Origin of the sequence: Acidisoma cellulosilyticum (genome assembly GCF_020621385.1) — a bacterium.
GTDB lineage: Bacteria > Pseudomonadota > Alphaproteobacteria > Acetobacterales > Acetobacteraceae > Acidisoma > Acidisoma cellulosilyticum.
This window is the reverse complement of the sequence record NZ_JAESVA010000007.1, coordinates 207,856-230,893: the sequence shown is the minus strand read 5'-3', so window position 1 is coordinate 230,893 and position 23,038 is coordinate 207,856. Positions and strand designations below refer to the sequence as shown.

At 64.4% G+C, this 23,038-nt stretch carries 23 protein-coding genes and 2 tRNA genes; 13 read left to right on the top strand and 12 right to left on the bottom strand.

Annotation, left to right across the window (positions count from 1 at the left end):
• Positions 1 to 65: 65 nt before the first annotated feature.
• From ACELLULO517_RS19855 to ACELLULO517_RS19835, 5 genes are all read left to right on the top strand, one after another.
• The gene (locus ACELLULO517_RS19855) at positions 66 to 1,553 is read left to right on the top strand and encodes a mechanosensitive ion channel family protein (protein WP_227309157.1); all 1,488 of its coding nucleotides are present in this window, start codon (positions 66 to 68) and stop codon (positions 1,551 to 1,553) included.
• Between the two features lie 112 nt (positions 1,554 to 1,665).
• Entirely contained in the window at positions 1,666 to 2,661 is a 996-nt protein-coding gene (locus ACELLULO517_RS19850; protein WP_227309156.1) for a sensor domain-containing diguanylate cyclase, read from the top strand.
• 44 nt (positions 2,662 to 2,705) lie between these two features.
• The gene (locus ACELLULO517_RS19845; protein WP_227309155.1) at positions 2,706 to 3,185 is read left to right on the top strand and encodes a DUF2938 domain-containing protein; all 480 of its coding nucleotides are present in this window, start codon (positions 2,706 to 2,708) and stop codon (positions 3,183 to 3,185) included.
• A 40-nt stretch (positions 3,186 to 3,225) separates the two neighbouring features.
• Positions 3,226 to 3,471: a hypothetical protein gene (locus ACELLULO517_RS19840; RefSeq protein ID WP_227309154.1), complete on the top strand. Its 246-nt coding sequence runs from the start codon at positions 3,226 to 3,228 to the stop codon at positions 3,469 to 3,471.
• Positions 3,472 to 3,494: 23 nt separating this feature from the next.
• Positions 3,495 to 3,722, top strand: coding sequence for a hypothetical protein (locus ACELLULO517_RS19835; RefSeq protein WP_227309153.1), 228 nt, complete (start codon positions 3,495 to 3,497; stop codon positions 3,720 to 3,722).
• 6 nt (positions 3,723 to 3,728) lie between these two features.
• On the opposite strand, the gene ACELLULO517_RS19830 is transcribed toward ACELLULO517_RS19835, so the two are convergent.
• On the bottom strand, positions 3,729 to 5,669 hold the full coding sequence (locus ACELLULO517_RS19830) for a hybrid sensor histidine kinase/response regulator (RefSeq protein WP_227309152.1): 1,941 nt from the start codon (positions 5,667 to 5,669) through the stop codon (positions 3,729 to 3,731).
• A 677-nt stretch (positions 5,670 to 6,346) separates the two neighbouring features.
• A tRNA-Tyr gene (locus ACELLULO517_RS19825) sits at positions 6,347 to 6,432 on the bottom strand.
• 717 nt (positions 6,433 to 7,149) lie between these two features.
• Between ACELLULO517_RS19825 and rlmB the strand changes: the two genes are divergently transcribed.
• Positions 7,150 to 7,956, top strand: coding sequence for a 23S rRNA (guanosine(2251)-2'-O)-methyltransferase RlmB (gene rlmB / locus ACELLULO517_RS19820; protein WP_227309198.1), 807 nt, complete (start codon positions 7,150 to 7,152; stop codon positions 7,954 to 7,956).
• A 78-nt stretch (positions 7,957 to 8,034) separates the two neighbouring features.
• Here rlmB and ACELLULO517_RS19815 read toward each other — a convergent pair whose 3' ends face one another.
• The 3 genes from ACELLULO517_RS19815 to ACELLULO517_RS19805 all read right to left on the bottom strand — a co-directional run bounded on the left by ACELLULO517_RS19815 (position 8,035) and on the right by ACELLULO517_RS19805 (position 11,641).
• Positions 8,035 to 8,802 (bottom strand): SDR family NAD(P)-dependent oxidoreductase, encoded by a 768-nt coding sequence (locus tag ACELLULO517_RS19815; protein ID WP_227309151.1) that lies wholly within the window; start codon positions 8,800 to 8,802, stop codon positions 8,035 to 8,037.
• An 11-nt stretch (positions 8,803 to 8,813) separates the two neighbouring features.
• Positions 8,814 to 9,848, bottom strand: a complete 1,035-nt coding sequence (locus tag ACELLULO517_RS19810; RefSeq protein WP_227309150.1) for an NAD(P)-dependent alcohol dehydrogenase — start codon at positions 9,846 to 9,848, stop codon at positions 8,814 to 8,816.
• A 176-nt stretch (positions 9,849 to 10,024) separates the two neighbouring features.
• On the bottom strand, positions 10,025 to 11,641 hold the full coding sequence (locus ACELLULO517_RS19805; protein WP_227309149.1) for a Do family serine endopeptidase: 1,617 nt from the start codon (positions 11,639 to 11,641) through the stop codon (positions 10,025 to 10,027).
• Between the two features lie 225 nt (positions 11,642 to 11,866).
• Here ACELLULO517_RS19805 and ACELLULO517_RS19800 point away from each other — a divergent pair.
• From ACELLULO517_RS19800 to nusG, 3 genes are all read left to right on the top strand, one after another.
• Positions 11,867 to 11,943 (top strand) — tRNA-Trp (locus tag ACELLULO517_RS19800).
• A gap of 114 nt (positions 11,944 to 12,057) precedes the next feature.
• Positions 12,058 to 12,252 (top strand): preprotein translocase subunit SecE, encoded by a 195-nt coding sequence (gene secE / locus ACELLULO517_RS19795; protein ID WP_227309148.1) that lies wholly within the window; start codon positions 12,058 to 12,060, stop codon positions 12,250 to 12,252.
• 12 nt (positions 12,253 to 12,264) lie between these two features.
• Positions 12,265 to 12,795: a transcription termination/antitermination protein NusG gene (gene nusG / locus ACELLULO517_RS19790; RefSeq protein WP_227309147.1), complete on the top strand. Its 531-nt coding sequence runs from the start codon at positions 12,265 to 12,267 to the stop codon at positions 12,793 to 12,795.
• Positions 12,796 to 12,839: 44 nt separating this feature from the next.
• On the opposite strand, the gene ACELLULO517_RS19785 is transcribed toward nusG, so the two are convergent.
• Complete coding sequence (locus ACELLULO517_RS19785; protein WP_227309146.1) at positions 12,840 to 13,712, bottom strand: LysR family transcriptional regulator; 873 nt, start codon at positions 13,710 to 13,712, stop codon at positions 12,840 to 12,842.
• A 94-nt stretch (positions 13,713 to 13,806) separates the two neighbouring features.
• Between ACELLULO517_RS19785 and ACELLULO517_RS19780 the strand changes: the two genes are divergently transcribed.
• The 4 genes from ACELLULO517_RS19780 to ACELLULO517_RS19765 all read left to right on the top strand — a co-directional run bounded on the left by ACELLULO517_RS19780 (position 13,807) and on the right by ACELLULO517_RS19765 (position 16,733).
• Complete coding sequence (locus ACELLULO517_RS19780) at positions 13,807 to 14,778, top strand: SDR family NAD(P)-dependent oxidoreductase (RefSeq protein ID WP_227309145.1); 972 nt, start codon at positions 13,807 to 13,809, stop codon at positions 14,776 to 14,778.
• A gap of 34 nt (positions 14,779 to 14,812) precedes the next feature.
• Positions 14,813 to 15,469, top strand: a complete 657-nt coding sequence (gene bluB / locus ACELLULO517_RS19775) for a 5,6-dimethylbenzimidazole synthase (protein ID WP_227309144.1) — start codon at positions 14,813 to 14,815, stop codon at positions 15,467 to 15,469.
• A 68-nt stretch (positions 15,470 to 15,537) separates the two neighbouring features.
• The gene (gene tehA, locus ACELLULO517_RS19770) at positions 15,538 to 16,503 is read left to right on the top strand and encodes a dicarboxylate transporter/tellurite-resistance protein TehA (RefSeq protein WP_227309143.1); all 966 of its coding nucleotides are present in this window, start codon (positions 15,538 to 15,540) and stop codon (positions 16,501 to 16,503) included.
• Between the two features lie 59 nt (positions 16,504 to 16,562).
• Entirely contained in the window at positions 16,563 to 16,733 is a 171-nt protein-coding gene (locus ACELLULO517_RS19765) for a type II toxin-antitoxin system VapB family antitoxin (RefSeq protein WP_227309142.1), read from the top strand.
• Positions 16,734 to 16,950: 217 nt separating this feature from the next.
• Here the strand turns inward: ACELLULO517_RS19765 and ACELLULO517_RS19760 are convergent, their stop codons facing one another.
• The 6 genes from ACELLULO517_RS19760 to ACELLULO517_RS19735 all read right to left on the bottom strand — a co-directional run bounded on the left by ACELLULO517_RS19760 (position 16,951) and on the right by ACELLULO517_RS19735 (position 23,036).
• Positions 16,951 to 17,880, bottom strand: coding sequence for an electron transfer flavoprotein subunit alpha/FixB family protein (locus ACELLULO517_RS19760; protein WP_227309141.1), 930 nt, complete (start codon positions 17,878 to 17,880; stop codon positions 16,951 to 16,953).
• Between the two features lie 25 nt (positions 17,881 to 17,905).
• Positions 17,906 to 18,655 (bottom strand): electron transfer flavoprotein subunit beta/FixA family protein, encoded by a 750-nt coding sequence (locus ACELLULO517_RS19755; RefSeq protein ID WP_227309140.1) that lies wholly within the window; start codon positions 18,653 to 18,655, stop codon positions 17,906 to 17,908.
• A gap of 149 nt (positions 18,656 to 18,804) precedes the next feature.
• Positions 18,805 to 20,178 (bottom strand): LLM class flavin-dependent oxidoreductase, encoded by a 1,374-nt coding sequence (locus tag ACELLULO517_RS19750; protein ID WP_227309139.1) that lies wholly within the window; start codon positions 20,176 to 20,178, stop codon positions 18,805 to 18,807.
• A 142-nt stretch (positions 20,179 to 20,320) separates the two neighbouring features.
• A complete protein-coding gene (locus ACELLULO517_RS19745; RefSeq protein ID WP_227309138.1) occupies positions 20,321 to 21,553 on the bottom strand; it encodes an SfnB family sulfur acquisition oxidoreductase in 1,233 nt (410 codons plus the stop codon).
• A gap of 14 nt (positions 21,554 to 21,567) precedes the next feature.
• Positions 21,568 to 22,227, bottom strand: a complete 660-nt coding sequence (locus tag ACELLULO517_RS19740; RefSeq protein WP_227309137.1) for a methionine ABC transporter permease — start codon at positions 22,225 to 22,227, stop codon at positions 21,568 to 21,570.
• Positions 22,227 to 23,036, bottom strand: a complete 810-nt coding sequence (locus tag ACELLULO517_RS19735) for a methionine ABC transporter ATP-binding protein (RefSeq protein ID WP_456304395.1) — start codon at positions 23,034 to 23,036, stop codon at positions 22,227 to 22,229. The genes ACELLULO517_RS19740 and ACELLULO517_RS19735 overlap by 1 nt, the downstream gene beginning before the upstream one ends.
• Positions 23,037 to 23,038 lie beyond the last annotated feature (2 nt).

Genomic DNA, 23,038 nt, shown 5'->3' with positions numbered 1-23,038 from the left:
CCGCCGGCAGCGATGGCTAATTTCCTAATCGCCACACTAGACAGAACAGGGCCAGCATCTTGGACATGGCGACCGCGGGACCGATGGGGTCTGAGCTTCCGATGCATGTCCTGGCGACCACATTGCTGGTGGCCTCCGTTGTCATTGGGCGTTTGCGGCCGAACTGGCCGATCTGGTTCAAGCTGCTATGGCGTTATGGCATTTTTGCGGTGCTGACGATCATCGTTCAGCGCGTGCTGGGCTCACCGCTGCACCCGCATTTCAGCTTGCCCTATTCCGGCACCAGCTTCTGGGACCATGTCATCGAAGCCGGCTGGTGGTTCCTGGCCGCCGGTGTCGCCATCAGCATCATCCGTATCGTCGTCGTTCTGGAACATCGCCCGCGTGAGACGCAGATGGTCTCCGACCTGATCGCGGGCGGTATCACGATCGCGACCCTTCTCGCCATCGTGAATTTCGTCCTCGGCGTGCCCATCGCCGGTCTGCTGGCGACCTCGGGCGTGATCGCCATCGTGCTCGGCCTCGCCTCCCAGAATACGCTCGCCGATGTCTTTTCCGGCATCGCGGTCGGGCTGGAACGCCCCTATAAGGCCGGCGATCTGCTGTGGATCGAAGGCGGCATCGAAGGCCATGTGACGCAGGTCAATTGGCGCTCGACGCAAATCGTCACCGGACACGGCAATATCGCGATCGTCCCCAACAGCGTCATCGCCAAGGCGCGGCTGATCAATCGCAGCCTGCCGGTATCGACCCGCGGCGACACGCTGGACATCAAGCTCGACCCGGCCGTACCGCCGGATCAGGCCATGGCCGTTCTGCAGGCCGCGACCCAGGCGGCCCTGCTCCCCCTCGCCGTTCCCGCGCCTTCGGTGTCCTGCACGGGCCTGCATCTGGATAGCGTAAGCTATGCCATCAGCTATTCGGTATCGACCAGCAGCATGCTGGGCACGGCCCGCACGGAGTTGTGGAGCCAGATCCACCGGCATCTACGCCATGCCAATATCGCCTTCGCGGTCGCGCCCGCCGCCGAGAGACCGATCTCAACCGGCACACCCGACCTCATCGAGCTACTCGCACAATCGGACCTCTTCGGCGTGCTGTCCGAGGCTGACCGCAAACTGCTGGCGCAAGGCTTTACCCAGGCGAGCCTGGAAACCGGGGAGGCGCTGCTGGAGCAAGGCGGCTCGCCCGTCTATCTGTTCCTGATCGCCAGCGGCGTGGTTGAAATCACCCGCAGCACGCCCGCCGGCCCGCACCTGCTGCGCCGCATGAGCCCGGGTGAAAGCCTGGGGGCCATCGGCCTCATCACCAATACGCCCTATGCCGCGACCGCGACCGCCATCACGCCCGTCCACGTCTTCCGCATGGATAAGGCCGCGATCGCGACGGCCATCGCGACCGCCCCCGGCCTTGCCGCCGGGCTGGAAGACCTCGCCCATCGCAGCCAGGCGGCCATCGAGCGGGATATGGCAGCCAATCAGGCGCCAGGGCCGCAACCGCCCGATGAGTTGCGCATCAAGCTGCGCAACTTCCTGCGGCTGCTATCCGCCTGACCGACTAAGCCCAAGGTTCAGGATCCTCGGGCTTGCTTGTCTTGTCGGAAAAATCTGCGTCTAATCCTTTATGAGGCGTCACAATAAGATCCCATTACGAACCAAGGGCTGAATGAGGGTCCAGGACGTGCAGAATAAGCTGATGGATGAGCCGGCCCGGCTGGCGGCCCTCGATCGCTGTCAAATTCTCGACACCGCACCGGAAGCCGCGTTCGACAAGATCACGTCCTTAGTTCAAACCGTTATGAACGTGCCGATCTCGATCGTGTCCCTGGTCGCGAAAGACCGGCAATGGCTGAAATCCATGACCGGCCCGGTCGCCGCCAATATGCCGCGCACGATATCCTTCTGCACCCATACGATCGAGCGGCGGGAGCCGATGGTGATCGCCGATGCGGCGGAAGATAAGCGTTTCGCGAGCAATCCCGTCGTGCTGGGACCGCCCTTCATTCGCAGCTATCTCGGTATCCCGCTCAGCTCCCCGGACGGCTATAATCTGGGCGCGCTCTGCGCGCTCGACACGAAACCGCGCAGCTTTGACGCCACCCAGATCCAGATCATGACCAGCTTCGCGGCCCTCGTCATGGATGAGTTGGAACTGCGCCTTATCGCCAAAAGCGATTTCCTGACCGGCGCCCTCACGCGCCGTGCCTTCGGCGCCGCGCTCAACGGCGCCTGGGCCGCGTTTCAGGACGGGGGGCGTGAGTCCGCCCTCATCATTTTCGATATCGACCATTTCAAGCGCATCAATGACGAGCGCGGCCATGCAGCGGGTGATCTGGTGCTGTCGAGCGTCGCGCAATTCGTCAGGGAGACGATGCCGCCCGAGGCTGAACTCGGTCGGCTGGGCGGGGAAGAATTCGCCGTCCTCCTGCCGGATATGGACCGTCAGACAGCGCGCAGCCTGACGGAAGCGCTGCGCAGCGGTCTGGCAGCTTATGCCATTCCCGGCATGAGCGCGCGCCCGGTGACGGCAAGCTTCGGTGTCGCGACGACGGTGCCAAGCCTTGCTTCGGTCGCCGATTGGATCGCGCGCGCCGATCTGTTGATGTATGAGGCGAAGCAAAGCGGGCGCAATCGCTGCCGCTTTGACATGTCCGTTGACTGATCGCGCCATCGCCCCCTTGTACTTGTTCCTAGCTGAGGCAATTCATGATTGATCTTCTGTGGCGCGGCCTCGTGATCGGCATCGGGGCGACGATCCTGATGGATATCTGGGCTTTGATCCTCGCCTATTTCCCTGGCCAGTCGCGCCCCAATTGGCGGCCTGTCGGCCGCTGGGTCGGGCATCTTGGCAATGGCCGCGTCTTTCATAACGATATCGCCACCGCCGCGCCCTTCGCACTGGAAAATTCGATGGGCTGGGCCTTCCATTACATCGTCGGTGCGCTCTATGGCGCCATCCTCGTCGCTCTCACCGGTCCCGGCTGGCTGGTGCATCCGACCTTCTGGCCGGCCTGGATCTGGGGCATCGTCACCATTGCCGGCGGCTGGTTTTTGCTTCAGCCGGGCCTCGGCATCGGCTGGGCGGCGTCGCGCACTCCCAATCCCAACCGCGTGCGCATCATGGGTCTGATCGCGCATACGGTTTTTGGTTTTGGCCTTTACGCGACCGCGCTGCTAATAAGGTAGCGGGTGCTGTCGCGGCCAATTCCGCGGTATCGCCCCTGACTTGGATGAAGCGGGAGCGATACCGTTGATTTGGCAATATTCACGGCACGCCATGCGGGCGCTGCTGATCGTGATGGTTACCACATGCCTCGTTGCCTGCACGGATGAGCATGTCACGACCTATCGGCATGATCACAAGGCCTTTCTGAAAGAGCTGATCTATTGCGAAAATCACTATGAAGCGGCGCGGGACTCGGACGCCTGCCGTGCCGCGTTCCACGTCAATTCCGAGCTCTTCCCTGGATAGTCTCAGCCTTCGGTTCAGCGCCCATGTTTTTGTCTGATTTTCTCTCCGCCCATTACGGCTATGGCTATCACCAAGGCTGGACGGACTGGCTTGGCCACACGGTCGCGTCCGCTGTCATTCATGCGCTGATCTACAGCTTCATCTTCCGGCTGCTGCACCATCTGACGCTCGGTCAGGCCGGGCTGCTTGTCCTGGTCGTGCTTGTCGTGATGTTCATTCTGGCGCGTGCGGGTGACCGCCGGCGATGGTGAACCCCGTCAGGAACAAAGATCCCTGACCTGATTCATCAAGACGTCGAGCGAGAAGGGTTTTCCTAAAACCCTTGTTCCGAGGCCGAATGTTTCGCCGATCACAGCGCTGTCGGCATAGCCGGTGATAAACAGCACCTTCAGATCAGGCAGCGATGACCTTGCCGCCTCGGCCATCTGCCGTCCGTTCATATCGCCCGGCAGGCCGACATCGGTGATCAGCAGATCCACCTCCGGATGATCCTGCAATTGAGCCAAGGCGGATTCGCTGTCGCTCGCTTCCAGACAAATATAGCCCAGGTCATCCAGCACTTCGACGATCAGCATGCGGATCGCCTCCTCATCATCGACCACCAGGATCGTCGATCCCCGGCGATCGGAAAATGACAGGTCAATCGCCTGTCCTTTTTCTATCTCTTCGGGCAATGCGCCATGATAGCGCGGCAAGTAGAGTGTCACGGTTGTGCCGGCGCCGGGTTCCGACGCAATGCGGGCCCGACCGCCCGACTGCTCGGCAAAACCGTGGATCATCGACAGGCCGAGACCGGTTCCTTGCCCGATGGGCTTGGTCGTGAAGAAGGGATCGAAGGCCCGCGCCAGCACCTCGGTCGTCATGCCGGTGCCGGTATCGCTGACGGCAACCGCGATATAATCGCCATTCGCCAGACGCAGGTCGCTGGCTGCACGACCCAGAAGCGCCAGATTGCCGGTATGAATCACGATGCATCCACCGGACGGCATGGCGTCGCGCGCATTGAGGCAGAGGTTGAGTATGGCGCTCTCAAGCTGATTGGGATCGCAGCACACCGTCCAAAGATCGGGTTCCAGATCGGTGCTGAGCTTGACCCTGCGCCCGACGGTCTGCCGCACAAGCTCGCCCATATTGAGGATCAGGGTATTGATCTCGGTCACCTTGGCATCAAGCGTCTGGCGGCGCGCGAAGGCGAGCAGGCGATGGGTCAGCGCCGCGGCCCTGGCAGCCGCGCCCTGGGCGGCCGCGATATAGCGATCCAGCCCGTCACGGCGGCCGGCGCGGATACGCGCTTCGATCAAGGTCAGACTGCCGATGATGCCGGTCAGGACGTTGTTGAAGTCATGGGCCAGGCCGCCGGTCAGCTGGCCCACCGCCTCCATCTTCTGTGCCTGAAACAGCTGCTGGCGCGATGCCTCCAGTTGCAGCTGCGTGTCTCGCCGCTCCGTCAGGTCGCGGGTGATCTTAGCGAAACCGACCAGGATGCCGTTATCGTAGATGGGATCGAGCACAACGCTTGCCCAGAAGCGGCTGCCGTCGCGGCGCACGCGCCACCCCTCGATCCCGTAGCGGCCCTCGGCACGGGCCGTCAGCAAGGCCAAGGCCGGCAGGCCCAGAACCTTGTCCTCCTCGGCGTAGAAATCCTCGAAATGGCGCCCGATGATATCGATGGCCCGATAGCCGGTAATCCGTTCCGCGCCGGCATTCCAATGCGTCACGAAGCCGACCGTATCCAGCATGCAGATAGCATAGTCCGTGACGCTCTCGATCAGCAGGCGGAAGCGGCGCTCGCTGTCCAGCGCCGCCATCTGAACCGCACGTTGCTCGGTCATGTCACGCGTGATCTTGGCAAAGCCCATGACGCTACCGTCCTGATAGATCGCGTCGATTACGACCATCGCCCAGAATCGGCTGCCGTCCCGCCGCACCCGCCAGCCTTCGGCCGCCAGACGGCCGATATCGGCGGCGGTTTGCAGAGCGCGTGCCGGAATGCCGGCTTCCCGATCCTCATCGGTATAGAAACGCGAGAAATGCGTCCCGAGGATCTCGGCCTCGCTATAGCCCTTGATACGCTCCGCCCCGGTGTTCCAGCTGATGACCTGGCCGTCCGGGTTCAGCATATAGATCGCGTAATCAACCACTTCCCGCACCAGAAGCTCGTGCAGATTAGCGATTTCGCTTGAGGTTTCGCGCGCCATACTATGCCGCCGACGGATCGGTCGGACTGCGCGCAGCCCTGGCCTGGCTCGAAAACTCTCTACACACGGCACTATCCACGGCTAAAATCGTCAGAAATCGGACCTATGCGTCCGTGAGGCCCGCAGGCCTGTACTATGCCTCATCAAACCGGCCCCTGATAGAGCGCAGCGCATACCTAGCCTTCAAGACCTGGCGTTCCCTTGCGCTCGGTGCATGATGCCCAGGACCAATGAGATCAGTATAGCGGTCCTGATTCAAGCCGCCTGCGATGCGGATTTTAGCTTAGATTCTTTGATATTTCTTAAAAGAAACGTCCTGATTTCCATATCAGGCATGGATCTTTAAGCTTGTCCGACGCATCGGGGCTCCCGCAGCACCGCATCGATTACGCTGGGTTCCCCTCTAGCCAGAGAGTCCGTCCGGCTTTGACGGAATCCTGACTGGCTGCGCCTCGCCGGCCGCGCCTCGCCGGCCGCGCCTCGCCGGCCGATATCGGGACAAACGAAAAATCCCGGCCCCCGAAGGCCCACTGATGCGGCGCATCGCAGATGCGACGGCAGGGCTTGTCTGCGCCAAGCGCAGTGCGGTCGGCCAGACTGGCTGACCAGAGGCCTGCCGGATGCCGATATCTCATTTGGAATTTGGGGAACCATGTCATTGCCTTAGCGCGAGGCAATGGTGGAGGGGGTTGGATTTGAACCAACGTAGGCGTGCGCCAACGGATTTACAGTCCGTCCCCTTTAGCCACTCGGGCACCCCTCCAGCGTGGGACGTGCAAATCCCTCATTTGCTCGTTCTTGTCAACGAAGGCTATGGGTGCGGCGGCCGATAATCTGACCTGCGGCCGCGACAGCCCATTACCCCGTCCATGCAAGGAAGCTCCTCATGAAACCGCCCCGTTCAGACCGTTCTCGCGGCCAGCCGGCCGGCGGCAAAGCTTATTCCAAGCCCTATCAAGGCAGTTCGGCAAGCGCCGGCCGTGGCGGCGATAGCCGTCCGGCAAAGCCGCATGGCAGCCAAAGCCATGCATCCAGCGCAGGCAATACCCGCGATCGTGACGGATCTCGTGACGAGGCACCGCGCTCCGCCGCGCCGCGTTCGGCTGGGCCCCGCTCGGCAGCGCCCCGTCAGGCCAGCTCAGGTTCGGCCGGTCCAGGTTTGGCCGCGCCGCGTTCGGCCACGCCGCGTACGGCCAAGCCAGGGATGCGCAATTCCCACGGGCCGCGTCCGGCGACACCGCGTCCGCGCGTCGAGCGTGACGTCAAACCGACCTACCGCACCGAACGCCCCGAGCGGTCAGACCGCCCCGAACGTGCTGAACGGCCAGAGCGTCCCGCGCGCGACGAACGGCCGGATCGCCGCCCGGCGCAGACGGACCGGCCGCGCTCGCCGCAGGCCGACCGCCCTCGTTCCCATGACGGCGACCGCGCGCCGCGCGCTGAGCCTCGCGAGCGCGCGCCGCTGACCGCCCCGTCCCGTGTGCAGGACCGCGCCCGCGAAGGGCTCGACCGTGATCGGGAGGAGCAGAGCTTCACCCCGCGCGCACCCCGTCCGAACGCGGCCGACACGCCGCGCGGCACCGTCTGGATCTATGGCACCCACGCCGTGCAGGCGGCCCTCGCCAACCCTGCCCGGCGCCTGCGCCGGCTGCTGACGACGGAAGAGGGCGAGGCCAATCTCAGCACCCGCCTGCCGCAGCCCTGGGCCGTGCAGGCCGAAACGGTCGATCGCGCCCGGCTGGACCAGATGCTCGGCCGCGACTCCGTGCATCAAGGCCTGGCGGTTCTGGCCGATCTGCTGCCGCAGCTGACGATCGGCGAAGTGCTGGAGCGTCCGGGCCCGGTCCTGGTGCTGGATCAGATCACCGACCCGCGCAATGTCGGCGCCATTCTGCGCTCGGCCGCCGCTTTTGGCGTCGCCGGCGTCATCGTGCAGGAACGCCATGCGCCGGAAGAGACCGGATCGCTCGCCAAGGCTGCCTCCGGCGCGCTGGAGACGGTGCCGCTGCTGCGCGCCGTCAATCTCGCGCGCACCCTCGTCATGCTGAAGGCCGCCGATTGCTGGGTGGTCGGGCTGGACGCGGAAGCGACCCAGGCCCTCAACGGTCCGTCCTTCGCCGAGCGCCGCGTGGCGCTGGTGCTGGGTGGGGAAGGCGAAGGGCTACGTCGCCTGACGCGCGAATCCTGTGACGAACTCGCCAAGCTGCCGATGCCGGGCGAGATGGAAAGCCTGAACGTCTCGGCCGCCGCTGCCGTTTCGCTGTATGAACTGGGGCGTAAGGGTTAAGGCTCGCCTGCAAAAGCGCGTCACGCGCAGGAGAAAAAAGCCGTCGCCCGCGCAACAAGTGCGCGGGCGACGCTTTTCTCAAACCGCCGTGTAACCGCCGTCGACGAAAATATCCTGGCCGTTGATCATGTCCGATGCCTGGGAGCAGAGGAACAGGATCACGTCGCAGACCTCGACCGTCTGCGCCACGCGGCCGGCCGGGATTTTCGCGACCATGGGACCAAGCTTCGCGGGGTCGCCCCAGACCTGCTGGCCCATCGGCGTCATCGTCACCGTCGGGCAGACGGTATTGCACTGGATATTGTAGGGCGCCCATTCCGCCGTCATGACCTTGGTGAGGCCATTGAGGCCATTCTTCGACGCCGCATAGGCGCCGTGTTCGGTCAGGGCCACCGCACTCGTCTGGCTGCTGACATTGACGATCTTGCCAGACTTTTGCGCCATCATGGCCGGGACCAAGGTGCGGGCGATAAGCCAGGGCGCGCGCAGATTGACCGCCTGGATCAGATCCCATTCCGCGATCGTCTGATCGACCATCAGCTTCGGAAAGCTGACGCCGGCATTATTGACCAGGATGTCGATCGTCCCCCAGGCCGCCAAGGCCTCCCGCGCCGCCCGTTCCGGCGCCTCGGGCTGGCCCAGATCGGCTGGAATCACCAGACAGCGGCGGCCCCGCGCCTCCACCGCCTTCTGCACCTCGGCAAGGCCCGCTTGATCCCGCGCCAAGGCCACGATATCGGCCCCAGCCTCGGCAAGAACGGAACACAGCTCGGTGCCGATGCCCTTGGAGGCACCGGTCACCAAGGCCTTTTTGCCCGATAGCGAAAACCTGTCGGTAACGCTCATGGGGCTTTTCCTCAGAAGACGATCTGCGTCTTCACGACCTCGGGCGAGCCCTGGGCCGCGAATTCGAAGGCTTCCACCGACTGCTCGAACGGGAAGGTGCGGGAGATCAGCGGCTTGAGGTCGATCTTGCCGGAGCCCAGCAGCGCGATCGTGCGCGGATAGACATTGGCATAGCGGAAGACCGTCTCGATCCGCGCTTCCTTGATCTGCGCGCCGACGACGTCGAGTGCCACTTCGGCCGGCGGCATGCCGACAAGCACGACGCAACCGCCCGGGCAGACGAGATCGAAGATACCCTTGAAGGCATGCGGGCTGCCGGAGGCTTCGAAGACCACATCGGCACCCCACCCGCCAGTGAGTTCCTTCACGCGGTCGGCCGCCTTCACCTCGGAGACATTGACCGGCACGATGCCGTCATAGCCACCGGCGATGGCGAGCTTTTCCTTCTGCACATCGGTCATGATGACGCGGGAGACACCGGCGGCCAGGGCGGCCAAGGCCACCATCATGCCGATCGTGCCGGCGCCCAGCACCACGGCCGTCTGGCCGGGCAGGATATGGGCTTTGTTGACAGCCTGCATGCCGACGGCCAGCGGCTCCACGAAGGCGCCTTCCTGAAAGCTGACGCTATCCGGAATCTGGAAGGTGAGGTTCGCGGGATGGACGATTTCCGGCACCAGGCAGCCATGCACCGGCGGGGTCGCCCAGAAGCGCACGGCAGGGTCGAGGTTATAAAGGCCGAGCTGCGCAGCGCGGGACGTCCAGTCCGGAATCCCCGGCTCCATCGCCACACGGTCGCCGACCTTCAGATTGGTGACGCCCTCACCCACGGCCACAATCTGGCCGGCGCCTTCATGGCCCAGGATCATCGGCTCCTTCACCCAGAAAGGTCCGATATGGCCGTGCAGATAGAAATGCAGGTCGCTGCCGCAGATGCCGACCGCCTTCATGGCGATCTTGACCTCGCCGGGGCCTGCTTCCGTGGGCACATCGATGTCGCGCAACTGGATGCGACGGATCTCTTCCAGAACGGTGGCTTTCATCATCGTTTCTCCCCATGAGGCCCTGCGGTCCCCGACAGCCTTTGTCGGCCGCTTTTTCCCTCGTGATTATGACTCTGAGCACGGTTTCACGCAAAAAAGAACCCGGCTGAGACGAAAGTCTCAACCGGGTTCTTTTTTTCACATAAAGGCGACTGGCAGCCGCCCCGAAGCCGCGGCGATCACCCCGCGGTTTTGTCGGGGGTGATGGCGACAAAGATCGGCTGACCCTGGCGCAGGATACGCAGCGCCACCGCACCGCCGCCGCCTTGCAGCGCCGCGCGGATGGCGCTCGCCGCCTGGTTGGGGGAGCCGATCGCGGCACTGTTCACGCCCAGCACCACGTCGCCCTGCTGGATACCGGCCTGATCGGCCGGCGAGTTCGGACGGACCTGCGCCACGACCGCACCATCCGTGCCGTCCGGCACGCCAAGCTGGCCACGCAGATCCGGCGTCAGCGGCGCCAAGGCAAGACCCACACCGCCTTGGCTGGTCGCGGGTGAGCCGGACGTGTTGCTCGCGACCTTGCTCTTCAGCTGCGCGATCTGGACGGAGACATCCTGCGCCTTGCCGTCGCGAACGATATTCAGCGTGGCGGCCGTGCCCGGATTGATGCTGGCGATAGAAACCGCCAGATCGCGCGGGGTGTGGATGACGGTGCCGTTCACCTTCTGGATCACGTCGCCGGGCTGCAGACCTGCCTTTTGGGCCGGGCTGCTCGGCTCGATCTGGGCGATCAGCGCGCCGTTCAGGGCACCCTGGCCGCTACCCGGCAAACGCAGCGCCTGCGCCATGCCAGCATCGATGGACTGCGCTTCGACACCCAGGAAACCGCGGGTGACATGGCCGTCCTTGATGATCTGCGCGACGATCGCCTTGATAGTATCGGCCGGGATGGCGAAGCCGATGCCGATGCTGCCGCCGGAGGGCGACAGGATGGCAGTGTTCATGCCGATGACCTCGCCCGCCTGATCGAACAGCGGACCACCGGAATTCCCCTTGTTGATGGGGGCGTCGATCTGCAGGAAGCTGTCATAGGGGCCGTCGCCGATATCGCGGCCCTCGGCCGAGACGATGCCCGCCGTCACCGTCCCGCCCAGACCGAAGGGATTGCCCATGGCAACCACCCATTGGCCGGTCTGCACCTTGGCCGAGCTGCCCAGATCCAGATAAGGCAGGGGCTGCTTGGCCTCGACCTTCAGAACGGCGATATCCGTGCTGGGGTCACGGCCGATCAGCTTGGCCGGCAGGCGCGTGCCGTCGGACAGGGTGACGGTGATGGTCTTCGCCCCTTGGACCACGTGATTGTTGGTCACGATGGTGCCGTTGCCGTTGATGATGAAACCGGACCCGGCGGCTTCCACCATCTGCGGGCGCGGCTGCGCGCCACCCATGCCGGGGGCACCGGGCATCATGTTGAAGGGGAAGGGCAAGGCGGGCATGCCGTTCTGCGCCTGCGGTGCGCCCTGATCGCCCGAGCCGTTGTCGCCCTGGTCTCCGCCCTGATCGCCACCCTGGTCACCGCCGGGGGTATCGTCGGACATCGCATTCGGATTGAGGTCGGAGAGGATCGTCACCACCGCCGGCTTCACGCGGGACGCAAGCTCGGTGAAGTCCGGCAGCACCTGCGCCGTCGCACCGGCCGGCAGGTGGCTGACATCGCCCGGCACGATCGCACCGGCGGGGGCCGATGCCGTCGCGTCCGCGAAGGTCGGCGAATAAAGGGCATAGCCGCCCAGCGCGCTACCGGCGAGCAAAGCGACGGCCAGGGAGGATCTCAGACGGAGGCGACGGGTCATATGCGTAACTCCTATGCTCAAGACGCGGATGCGACGCTGATATCAGCGCCAGGACAACATCCTGTTACGAGTTAAATAGGATCGTTAACCGTTCCGTCTGCATTCGAGATCGTGAACAGCGCGTCACATGGACATATCGTCACCCTCCCGTTCGGAAGCGTTATGATTGCAGGGGCTTGACAGAAGCGACCGTAAAATGTGTCTAGCGTCACTTACCGAGCTTGCAGGGGTGTAGCTCAATTGGCTAGAGCGCCGGTCTCCAAAACCGGAGGTTGAGAGTTCGAGACCCTCCACCCCTGCCATTCGGAAAAATTTGCACCGGCCGGACCTTGAACCATCCGGCCGGCGCCGCTGTTTCAAGATAGTTCAAGATAGGTGTGCGCGTTGAAGACGATTTTCGGGCAGGCGTGGTGACTGTGAGCTTCGATCCCGCTGGATTTCTCCGCGATGTGCGGAGTGAAGTGTCCAAGGTTACCTGGCCCTCCCGCAAGGAAACCCTGATCACCACCGCTATGGTGATCGGTATGGCCGTGATCGCGTCCTTCTTCTTCTTCGCCGCCGATCAGCTCATCGGACTTGGTGTGCGCACCTTGTTCAGCAGCGGCAGCTGAGGAGAGCTGGTCATGGCAAAACGTTGGTACGTCGTTCACGTCTATTCGGGCTTCGAGAAGAAGATAGCCCAGCAGATCCGCGAACAGGCCGGCCAGAAGGGTCTCGCTGACCACTTCGACGAAATCCTGGTGCCTTCCGAGGAAGTGACGGAAGTCCGCCGCGGTCAGAAGGTGAATACCGAACGCAAGTTCTTCCCTGGCTATGTGCTGGTGAAGATGGAGCTGACGGACGAAGCCTGGCATCTGGTGAAGGACACGCCGAAGGTCACGGGCTTCCTGGGCAATCGCAACAAGCCGAGCCCGATCACCGAAGCCGAAGCCGATCGCATCATGAAGCAGAGCCAGGAAGGCGTGGAACGTCCGCGTCCGTCCGTGGTCTACGAAGTGGGCGAGCAGGTTCGCGTCGCCGACGGCCCCTTCACCAGCTTCAACGGCACGGTGGAAGAAGTCGACGAGGAGAAGGGCCGCGTGAAGGTCAGCGTCTCCATCTTCGGTCGTTCCACCCCGGTCGATCTCGAATACAGCCAGGTCGAGAAGGTCTGAGCCCAGCGAAGCGGTCCTTTGGGCCGCTTCGCTGCCCGCCTTGCTTAGCCTGCGAGATAGGCTTTCAAACTCTCCGCAAGATGATCGAAGAGCAGGCGCAGACGACGCAGCCGCCGCCGATCCTCATGCATCGCCATCCAGATGGGTAGCTGCACGATCGTCACCGCCGGCAGCACCGGGATCAGGGACGGGTCCGTATCCGCCACGCCCTGCTGGCAGGCGCCGATCCCCATTCCCGCCCGCAGCGCGGCCAGCAAGGCGATATCACTCTCCGAGGCGAAGCCGAAGCGCAGGCTGAGGCCGGCAAAGGCCGGCACGCGCCGGGCATATTCTTCCCGTCCGATCAGCGCATGATCCTGCAGCGCTGGCAGCGACCCGGGCAGATCATGCCGACCAGCATAGCTTTGATGGGCAAACAGCCGCACCGGTGCCTCGCCAATTTTCCGCACCAGAAGCGCATCCTGCGCCGGCGCGACATTGCGCACGGCAAGGTCGGCGTCCCCGCGCAGCAGATCCAGATTGCGGTCGCTCATCACCAGATCGATGTCGATTTTCGGGTAAAGCGTCCGAAAGGTAGCCAGTATCGGCGGCAGCACGGCGACGCCCATGAATTCGCTGGTGGTCAGTCTGACACGGCCTTCCGCCTGCTCTGCCTCGCCGGACGCAATGCGGGTGAGGAGATCGGCGGCCGCCGCCATGGTCTCAGCCTGGGGCTGTAAGGTCAGCGCCGCCCCGGTCGGCCGCAGCCCGTCATTGGACCGGGTGAACAGCACCGCGCCCAGCGCCTCTTCGAGAAGGGAAATATGCCGGCCGAGTGTCGGCTGGGTCAGCGCCAGACGCCGTGCAGCCTGCGACAGACTGCCGGTCTGCAGCACGGCAAGGAAGGAGCGCCACAGGGTCCAGTCAGGATCAATCATACATTTTTGTATAGCGACGACAGAATTTTCCGCAATTTCTCTTTAGGCCTTTCGCGCCCATTCTTGGCTCACACACAAGGAATGGAGACGGATGATGACGACAGGAACCCAAAAGACGGCACTGGTGACCGGCGCCACAGGCGGTATCGGCGGTGCGGTCGCCGCAGCCCTGCTGCGCCAAGGCTGGCATGTGCGGGCGTTGACCCGCCGGACGATGGCGGATCGCCCTGCTTCGGATCATGCAGGCATCGAGTGGATCCAGGGCGATGCGATGAACCCGGCGGACATGAAGCGCGCGGCGGAAGGCGTCGACATTCTGTTCCACGGCGCCAATCCGCCAGGCTACCGCAACTGGCGCGGCCTCGCGATCCCGATGCTGCAGAACGCCATCACGGCCGCCAAGGCCAGCGGCGCGCGACTGATCTATCCCGGCTCCGTCTACCCCTACGGGCCCGACGCCTGGCCGGTGGTCGATGAACGCGCGCCGCAGCATCCGACGACCCGCAAGGGCCGGATCCGGGTGGAAATGGAGGCGATGCTGGCGGCCGAGGCCAAGCAAGGCCTGCGCTATCTGACCGTCCGAGCCGGCGACTATTTCGGCCCGCATGCGCCGAGTTCCTGGGTCAGCATGATCATGCTGCAGGGTGGCAAAGCGCTTCGCAGCATTCAGACGCCGGAGCGGCAAGGCGTGCGGCGGGCCTGGGCCTATCTGCCGGACGTCGCCGAAACCATCGCCCGTCTCGCGCAGCGGGAGCGCGATCTGCCGGCAGCCGAGACCCTGCATTTCGGCGGCCATCGCCTGCAGGACCGCCAGATGGCCGAAGCGGTCGCCCGCGCCGAAGGCCATGGTTTGCCGGTCCGCGCCTTTCCCTGGGCGCTCGTCTATGTCGCCGCGCCCTTCAACACGACGATGCGGGAGCTGCTGGAGATGCGCTACCTCTGGCGGGAGGAGATCACGCTCGACAATACCCGTCTCCGCGGCATTCTGGGCGAGGAGCCGCATACCCCGCTCGATCAGGCGGTCACCGCCACGCTCGCGGGGCTGCGCGCGGCAAAAGGGGGATGACAGCGCCCCCCGGCGCGTGCTTCCTGCCCCGACCATGACGGACCATCCTGTCCAATCCTGCCCCGATTTCGATGACGCCTTCCGCGCGCGCTTGCTGGATCTGTTCCGCTGGCGGCGCGATGTGCGGCATTTCCGGTCCGACCCGGTCGATCCTGCTTTGCTGGATCGGCTGCTGGAAACCGCCTGCCTCGCGCCCTCCGTCGGGCTCAGCCAGCCCTGGCGCTTCGTGACCGTGGATGATCCCGAACGCCGGGCGGCCATGCGGGACAATTTCGCGCGCAGCAATGCCGAGGCTTTGGCGGGCCAGTCGGACGATAATGCCGCCCATTACGCGCGGCTGAAGCTCGCCGGGCTGGACCAGGCGCCCTGTCACGTCGCGGTATTTGCCGAGCGCGACCCGGAACAGGGCCATGGCCTCGGCCGCCGCACCATGCCGGAAACGACGGCCTATTCCGCTGTCATGGCGGTCTATACGATCTGGCTGGCGGCCCGCGCCGAAGGTCTTGGGCTCGGCTGGGTTTCCATCCTCGATCCCGCCGATATCGCGGCCGTGCTGGACGTGCCGCTGCGCTGGACCTTCATCGGCTATTTCTGCCTCGGCTATGCCAGCGCGGAAAACGACATTCCTGAGCTCGAACGGCTGGGCTGGGAACATCGCCGCGGCGCGGCGCCGGCCCGATTGCAGCGGTAAACCGTCGACGGCTTCCGCCCGCTTCGGTAACCTTTCTGTCGAGAATTGCAGTGTCAGAGAGCAAAGCCATGCCCCGCGTGCCGGCCGCCATGTTCGGAATTGTGCTGGGGCTTTCCGGGCTCGGCACCTGCTGGCGTCTTGCCCACCGGCTTTGGGGAATGCCCAGCGCGGTGGGTGAAATCATCCTCGCTGCCGCGACCGTCATCTGGGCGCTGCTCATCATCGCCTATATCGGCAAATGGCTGAATGCGCGGACCGAGGCCATCGCGGAACTCGGCCATCCCGTGCAGTGCTGCTTCATCGGGCTGATCGGCGCCGCCACCATGCTGATCGGCAATGCCATGCTGCCCTATAGCCGGCCGGTCACCGTGTTTCTATTCGCCTGCGGCCTCGTTTTCACGCTCGGCTTCGCGCTCTGGCGCACTGGTCTGCTCTGGCAGGGCGAGCGGGAACATGCCGACACCACCGCCGTTCTTTATCTGCCGGCGGTGGCCGGCACCTTCGTCGCCGGCACCAGTGCCGCCGGGCTCGGCCTCACCGAATGGGGTTCGCTGCTGTTCGGTATGGGTTTTTTCACCTGGATCGCCATCGAATCGGTGCTGCTGCACCGGCTTTATACCGGCCCGCAGATGGCGGTGCCGCTGCGCCCGACGCTCGGCATCCAACTCGCCCCGCCGGTCGTGGGCGCGGTGACCTATCTGGCCGTCACGCCCGGCCCGCCCGCGACCATCGTGCACGGCATGCTGGGCTATGGGTTGTTCCTGTCGCTGCTGCTGATCCGGCTCATTCCCTGGATCCGGAAACAGCCTTTCGCTGCCTCCTACTGGGCCTTTACCTTCGGCGGCACAGCGCTCGCCGCCGCGCCGATGCTCATGCTGCTGCACGGCGACCATGGCGCGGTCGGTATCCTGGCACCCATTCTATTCGTCGGTGCCAATATCCTGGTCGGAATCATTGCGGTCGGCACTGTCCGGCTGCTGATGGCCGGGAAACTTTTCCCGAAACCGGCTGCGCCTCAGCCAAACGCAGCCTAAGCGGAGCACTCCACCTCGCCGTTAACTTGCTCGATGGATTATGGCGCTAGACAGGTGGCATGCGCATAACGATCGTCATCAACGACAGGCTGTTGACCGAAGCTCTTGAGATTACCGGCCTGAAGACCAAGAAGGCGGTCGTCGAGTACGCGCTTCGGCAGCTTATCGAAGCCGACACGCAGCGTGCCGCAATCGAAGATATGAGGGGTCTGGGCTGGGGAGAGGGTTGAAGCACGACTGCTTCCGGGCGAGACTGAAGTCCGCAAGGTTTTAATATTCGTCATCCGCGCACTCGTTGCGCGGACCCACCCGCTGCGGCGCCTGGCCGACCGTGGTCCCTACCCAAACGGGTAGATGCGCGGGTCATGGCCCGCGCACGACAGATTTGAGGGGGGCCGCCGAGAGACCCCGGCGGCGTTTCCTGTGAAACAGAGAGGAGAAGCGCGATTACAGCGCCTTCTCAAGCTCCGGCAGGATCGTGAACAGGTCGCCCACTAAGCCATAATCGGCGACCTGGAAGATCGGCGCATCCTCGTCCTTGTTGATGGCGACGATGACCTTGCTGTCCTTCATGCCCGCCAGATGCTGGATCGCGCCGGAAATGCCGACGGCGATATACAGATCCGGCGCCACCACCTTGCCGGTCTGCCCGACCTGCTGGTCGTTCGGCGCGTAGCCGGCGTCGACCGCCGCGCGGGACGCGCCGATGGCCGCCCCCAGCTTGTCGGCGACGGGAAGAATGAACTCCTGGAACTTCTCGGCCGAGCCCAGCGCGCGGCCGCCCGAGACGATGATCTTGGCCGAGGGCAGTTCCGGGCGTTCGGATTTCGACAGGCTTTCACCCACGAAGCTCGACAGTGCCGGGTCGGCGGCGGCCGCAACGGTCTCGATCGGGGCTGCGCCGCCTTCGGCGGCTGGCGGGAAGCCGGCCGTGCGGATGGTCAGCACCTTTTTCGCGTCCGTCGCCTGCACCGTCTGGATGGCATTGCCGGCATAGATCGGCCGCTCGAAAGTATCGGCGGAGATGACCTTGACCACGTCCGAGACCTGCATGACGTCGAGCAGGGCCGCGACGCGCGGCATGACATTCTTGCCGGTCGCCGAAGCCGGGGCCGCCAGCACGTCATAGCCAGGCGCCAGCGACAGGATCAGCGCCGTCAGCGGCTCGGCCAGCGCATGGGCCAGCGCCGCATCCTCGGCGAGCAGAACCTTGGAAACACCAGCAAGCTTGCCAGCAGCCTCGGCGGCGCCACGGGCGCCCTGCCCCGCCACCAAAACATCAATCTCACCGCCAATGGCGGCCAGGGCCGAGATGGTGCGGGCCGTGGTTTCCTTCAGCGCCGCATTATCGTGATCGGCCAGAACGAGCGTCTTCATCTGTATTGTCCTCTCGCTCTTGGGTTCAGATCACGCCGGCTTCGTCGCGTAGCTTGGCGACGAGCTCAGCGACGGAGGCAACCTTCACGCCGGCCTTGCGGCCCGCCGGCTCAACCGTCTTCAGCACCTTCAGGCGCGGCGCCGGATCGATCCCGTATTCGGCCACTGGCTTCATCGCGATCGGCTTCTTCTTCGCCTTCATGATATTCGGCAGGCTGGCATAGCGCGGCTCGTTCAGGCGCAGGTCGGTCGTGATGATGGCCGGCAGCTTCAGCGACACGGTCTGCAGACCGCCGTCCACTTCGCGGGTGACGGACAAGGTGCCGTCACCGACTTCGACCTTCGAGGCAAAAGTGCCCTGCGCCCAGCCGAGCAGGGCGGCCAGCATCTGGCCAGTCTGGCCGCAATCATCGTCGATCGCCTGCTTGCCGAGGATAACCACTTCCGGATTCTCTTCTGCGACCACGGCCTTGAGGATCTTGGCGACGGTCAGCGGCTCCACGGCATCGGCCACTTCGACCACGATGCCGCGATCGGCGCCCATGGCGAGCGCGGTGCGCACGGTTTCCTGCGCCTGCGCCGGCCCGATGGAAACGGCCACGACCTCGGTCGCCTTGCCGGCTTCACGCAGGCGCAGCGCCTCTTCCACCGCGATCTCATCGAAGGGATTCATCGACATTTTGACGTTGGCCAGCTCGACGCCGGAACCATCGGCCTTCACGCGCACGCGGACGTTGTAATCGACGACCCGCTTCACCGGCACCAGGATCTTCATCAAGCCTCCACAGTCACTAAAGGGCACGGCCATGCCGCTGGGGATTTTTATAGGCAGGGCGGCGAGGGCGCAAATCCCCTCCCCCAGCCTCGCCAGAGCCGCCATAGGTGCCGAGTGACGGGAAACAAGACTGGAGCGTACGCGACCGGCTATCTGCCCGATTGCGACATCCGGAAGCCTGCCGCCGGATGCGGGGCGGAGAGCAGCGGCCCCTCGCCGAACAGCTTAGTGCGCAAGGTGCCTTCGGCGTAGCTGGTCTTATAGATGCCGCGCGCCTGCCATTCCGGCACCAGAAGCTCAACCGCATCCGTGAAGCTCTCGGGCAGGACAGCGTAGGAGAGGTTGAAACCGTCGATATCGGTCTCCGCCGCCCAATCGGCCATGCTCTCGGCGACCTGAGCGGCCGATCCCACGAAAACCGGCCCGGCCCCGCCGATCGCGACATGGGCGGCCGCTTCGCGCACCGTCCAATCCCGGTTCGGGTCGGCGCGGGTGAAATTCTCCATCGCCGCACGGCCGGCATCATTGTCGATATAGCGGATCTTCTGGTCGAGCTCGTAGACCGAGAAATCGACGCCGAGCCAGCCGCCCATCAGCACCAATGCGCCGACCGGGTCCACATAGCTGCGATAGTCGGCGAGCTTGTCATGCGCTTCCGCCTCGGTCGGGGCCGTAATGGCGGTGGCCAAGGCAAAGACCTTCACGCTGTCCGGCGCTCGGCCTGCGGCCACCAGAGCCTGGCGCAGCCGCGCCACGCGCGGCCGGATGACGGCAGCGGACGGGCCGGAGACGAAGACGCATTCCGCATGGCGGGCGGCGAAGGCCAGACCGGCCGGCGAACTGCCCGCCTGATACAGAACCGGCGTCCGCTGGGGCGAGGGGGAGACCAGATGCAGCGCCTCCATCTGCACATAAGGACTTTCGTGACGCACGACATGGACGCGGTCGGGATCGGCATAGATCCCCCGCGTCTTGTCGGCGAGGACCGCGCCCTCCTCCCAGCTCGCTTCCCAAAGCTTGTAGGTCGCGGTCATGAAGTCTTCCGCGACCGCGTAGCGATCGTCATGCGCGCGCTGACGGTCCGCCCCCATGGCGCGGGCGGCACTGTCCAGATAGCTGGTCACGATATTCCAGCCGACACGCCCGCCGGTCAGATGATCGAGCGTCGAGAAACGCCGGGCCAGCTGATAGGGATTTTCGTAGGAGAGGGAGACGGTGACGCCGAAACCCAGATTCTGGGTCACCGCCGCCATGGCCGGGATCAGCAGCAGCGGGTCATTCGCCGGTAGCTGCGCGGCCTGGGCCAAGGCCGCGCGCGCATTGCCGCCATAGACGTCATAGGGACCCAGCACATCGGCCAGAAACACGCCGTCGAACAGACCGCGTTCCCATAGTTTTGCCAGGTCAAGCCAAAGCCCGATCTTATTGAATTCGGTCGACCGGTCGCGCGGATGCCGCCACAGGCCGGGCGACTGATGCACGGGCGCGTTCATCGCGAAGGCATTCAGGCGAATCTGCTTCATTGATTGCGTCCTAAATTTTAGTGTCGCCCGCGGACTTGGTCCGCGGGTCTACCCAGGGCCGTGGCACGCAATGGCATGGCGCCACATCGGGTCGATGCACGGCATAAAGCCGCGCATGACGACAAGAGAGAGCGAAAGGCAATCAGATCCAGGAATGAACCGGGGGCGCCGTGCCGTTCAGCGCGTAATCGCCGATGGCATAGTATTTCCAGCGCACCGGATCATGCAGCGTATGCACGCGGGCATTCCGCCAATGGCGGTCGTAGTTGTATTTCGACAAGGTCGCGCTGGTACCGGCCAATTCGCACAGTTGATTGGCCGCATGCAGGGCCGCTTCCGTCGTCACCACCTTGGCTTCCGCGACGGCGAGAGATGCGCGGGCGATGCCGTCCACCGTTTCGTCCTGTAGCACCTCGTCGATCACGCCGGCCGCATAGGCGAGGACAAGATCGGCCGCGCGCAGCTTGATGCGCGTATCGCCCACCTGCGTGATGGTCAACGGATCTTCTGATGCGCGCTCCTTCCCGCTATCGACCCAGGGGCGCGACTTGCGGCGGATGAAGTCCAGCATGTCCTCAAACGCATCGGCCGCGATGCCGGCATCGATCGCCGCCTGCATGATCTGCGAAATCGGACCATAGACCAGCGGCTGCTCCCGCAATCCGCCCAGGCCGATGATATTGAAGGCTGACACCCGAACCTGATCGAATTTCACCGTGCCGCTTGCCGTGGTGCGCTGACCGAAGCCTGACCAGTCATCGATGATGGTGACGCCGGGCGTGTCACGCGGCACGATCGCGCGCAGCACGGCGCCGCTTTCCGTGCGGCCGACGGTCGGGATGAAATGGGAAAACAACGCGCCGGTGCAATAGAATTTCGTGCCGTCGATAATGAAGTCGTCACCCTCCGCCGTGAAGGTGGTTTTCCAGTCGGCCGCCGTCTTGGTGCCAACCTCCACCAGCGCATTACCGAAACGATAACCCTCAAGCACCTTCTGAAAGAAAAACTGCTTGCGGGCTTCATCCCGCTCGGCGCGGAGAAGGTTCAGAAAAGCCCAGTGGTTTTGCGGAATCTGTCCGATGGAGGGGTCGGCCGCCGAGACGATGCGGATGACCTCGGACAGAGTCGCGACCGACAGTTCGGGGCCGCCATAGTCGCGCGGCACGGTAATGCCCCAAAGACCGGTTGCGGAAAACCGCTCAATCTCCGCGATCGGCAAAATCCGCGACCGGTCGCGCTCGGCCGCGCCATCCCTGATGCTCGCGGCAAAATCCCGGGCGACGGCAATCGCCTGCGCGGCACTCGTGATCAGCGGCGGCATGACATCCGGCAACGGCAGGGGGGCAGCCACTTGGGGAACAAAAGTCTCGGTCATGGAGCGCATCCCGGTCAGCGGTGGTCGAAACGTGCGGCGAGCCTATCGCCAAGGAACTGCACGCCACAGACCAGCACAATCAAAATCGCGACGACGATGACGATGACGGCCGTGCTGAACTCGTCATAGCCGTAGCGGATGCCAAGATCGCCCAGCCCCCCGGCGCCGACCGCGCCCGCCATGGCCGAGGACCCGATGAGGGTAACGAGCGTCACCACGAAGCCGGAGACGAGGCCGGGCAAGGCTTCCGGGATCAATACCTCCCGCATCACGCTCAACCGGCTGCCGCCCATGGCCCGCACGGCCTCCACCAGCCCGCCATCGACCTCACGCAGAGAAACCTCCGCGATCCGCGCGAAATAGGGCGTGGCACCGATCGCCAGCGGCACGATGGCGGCCGCCGTGCCGATGGAGGAGCCCACGATCAGCCGCGTCAGCGGAATGAGGGCGACAAGCAGAATGATGAAGGGCACGGAGCGCACGCCGTTCACCAGCAGGCCCAGCGACCGGTTGATCGCCCTCTGCGGCCAGATGCCGTTCGGCGCGGTTGCGACAAGCAGCAGCGCCAGCGGCAGTCCGACGACGAAACCGATGATGCCGGCGACCCCCACCATCTCCACCGTCTGCTGCAAGGCGGTCCAAAGATCATCGCCCGAAATCGGCAAATCGAACATCAGATCCCCTCCCCGTCCTCGAAGCCCAGCGAGGCCGCATGCAGCAGCACGCGCGTTTCCTCGGCCTGCGGCGCGGTCAAGACCTGCCGCATCGGGCCTTCCTCGACGGCGCGGCCTTTCGCCATGACCAGCACGCGGTCGGCGATGCGACGGGCGACATTCATCTCATGCGTGATCATGACGATGGTGAGGCCGAATTCGCGGTTGATATCGCGCAGCAAGGCCAGGATCGACACCGTCGTCTCGGGATCGAGCGCAGAGGTTGCTTCGTCACAGAGCAGCAGCACAGGGTCGGACGCCAGCGCGCGGGCGATGCCGACGCGCTGCTTCTGACCACCCGAAAGCTGCGCCGGGTAGTCTTTCTCTTTCCCGCCTAAGCCCACACGTTCCAACAACGCCGCCGCGCGGTCCCGCCGCTCGCGCTTCGGCAAGCCCGCAAGTTTCAGCGGCAGTGCCACATTATCCAGCACGCTGCGGGAGGAGAGCAGATTGAAATGCTGGAAGATCATGCCGATGCGCCGACGCTCGGCCTGCAAAGCGGTCTCGGTAAGCGGCGTGATATCCCGCCCGTCGATCTCAACACACCCGCTATCCGGCCGTTCCAACCCGTTCAGGCAGCGGATGAGGGTGGATTTGCCGGCGCCCGAGCGCCCGATGATGCCCAGCACCTGACCGCGCGGCAGCGAAAAGGAAACGTCATCGAGCGCCGATGTCGCACCGAAGCGGCGCGACAGGCCTGTGACCTTCAGAAAGGGCTGCTCAAGCCTTGCATCCATCTGCGGCAGGGACTGGCCCAGATAATGGTCCATTC

Bases quoted from the DNA above. Each gene is read 5' to 3' on its own strand.
- bluB (WP_227309144.1), top strand. From the start codon at position 14,813: ATGACGGACCATCCTGTCCAATCCTGCCCCGATTTCGATGACGCCTTC.
- ACELLULO517_RS19750 (WP_227309139.1), bottom strand. From the start codon at position 20,178: ATGAAGCAGATTCGCCTGAATGCCTTCGCGATGAACGCGCCCGTGCAT.
- ACELLULO517_RS19810 (WP_227309150.1), bottom strand. From the start codon at position 9,848: ATGATGAAAGCCACCGTTCTGGAAGAGATCCGTCGCATCCAGTTGCGC.
- ACELLULO517_RS19760 (WP_227309141.1), bottom strand. From the start codon at position 17,880: ATGAAGACGCTCGTTCTGGCCGATCACGATAATGCGGCGCTGAAGGAA.
- ACELLULO517_RS19855 (WP_227309157.1), top strand. From the start codon at position 66: ATGGCGACCGCGGGACCGATGGGGTCTGAGCTTCCGATGCATGTCCTG.
- ACELLULO517_RS19765 (WP_227309142.1), top strand. From the start codon at position 16,563: ATGCGCATAACGATCGTCATCAACGACAGGCTGTTGACCGAAGCTCTT.
- ACELLULO517_RS19755 (WP_227309140.1), bottom strand. From the start codon at position 18,655: ATGAAGATCCTGGTGCCGGTGAAGCGGGTCGTCGATTACAACGTCCGC.
- ACELLULO517_RS19805 (WP_227309149.1), bottom strand. From the start codon at position 11,641: ATGACCCGTCGCCTCCGTCTGAGATCCTCCCTGGCCGTCGCTTTGCTC.
- ACELLULO517_RS19740 (WP_227309137.1), bottom strand. From the start codon at position 22,227: ATGTTCGATTTGCCGATTTCGGGCGATGATCTTTGGACCGCCTTGCAG.
- ACELLULO517_RS19745 (WP_227309138.1), bottom strand. From the start codon at position 21,553: ATGACCGAGACTTTTGTTCCCCAAGTGGCTGCCCCCCTGCCGTTGCCG.
- ACELLULO517_RS19735 (WP_456304395.1), bottom strand. From the start codon at position 23,036: ATGGACCATTATCTGGGCCAGTCCCTGCCGCAGATGGATGCAAGGCTT.
- ACELLULO517_RS19850 (WP_227309156.1), top strand. From the start codon at position 1,666: ATGAGGGTCCAGGACGTGCAGAATAAGCTGATGGATGAGCCGGCCCGG.
- ACELLULO517_RS19830 (WP_227309152.1), bottom strand. From the start codon at position 5,669: ATGGCGCGCGAAACCTCAAGCGAAATCGCTAATCTGCACGAGCTTCTG.
- ACELLULO517_RS19785 (WP_227309146.1), bottom strand. From the start codon at position 13,712: ATGATTGATCCTGACTGGACCCTGTGGCGCTCCTTCCTTGCCGTGCTG.
- ACELLULO517_RS19780 (WP_227309145.1), top strand. From the start codon at position 13,807: ATGACGACAGGAACCCAAAAGACGGCACTGGTGACCGGCGCCACAGGC.
- tehA (WP_227309143.1), top strand. From the start codon at position 15,538: ATGCCCCGCGTGCCGGCCGCCATGTTCGGAATTGTGCTGGGGCTTTCC.
- ACELLULO517_RS19815 (WP_227309151.1), bottom strand. From the start codon at position 8,802: ATGAGCGTTACCGACAGGTTTTCGCTATCGGGCAAAAAGGCCTTGGTG.
- nusG (WP_227309147.1), top strand. From the start codon at position 12,265: ATGGCAAAACGTTGGTACGTCGTTCACGTCTATTCGGGCTTCGAGAAG.
- ACELLULO517_RS19845 (WP_227309155.1), top strand. From the start codon at position 2,706: ATGATTGATCTTCTGTGGCGCGGCCTCGTGATCGGCATCGGGGCGACG.
- ACELLULO517_RS19835 (WP_227309153.1), top strand. From the start codon at position 3,495: ATGTTTTTGTCTGATTTTCTCTCCGCCCATTACGGCTATGGCTATCAC.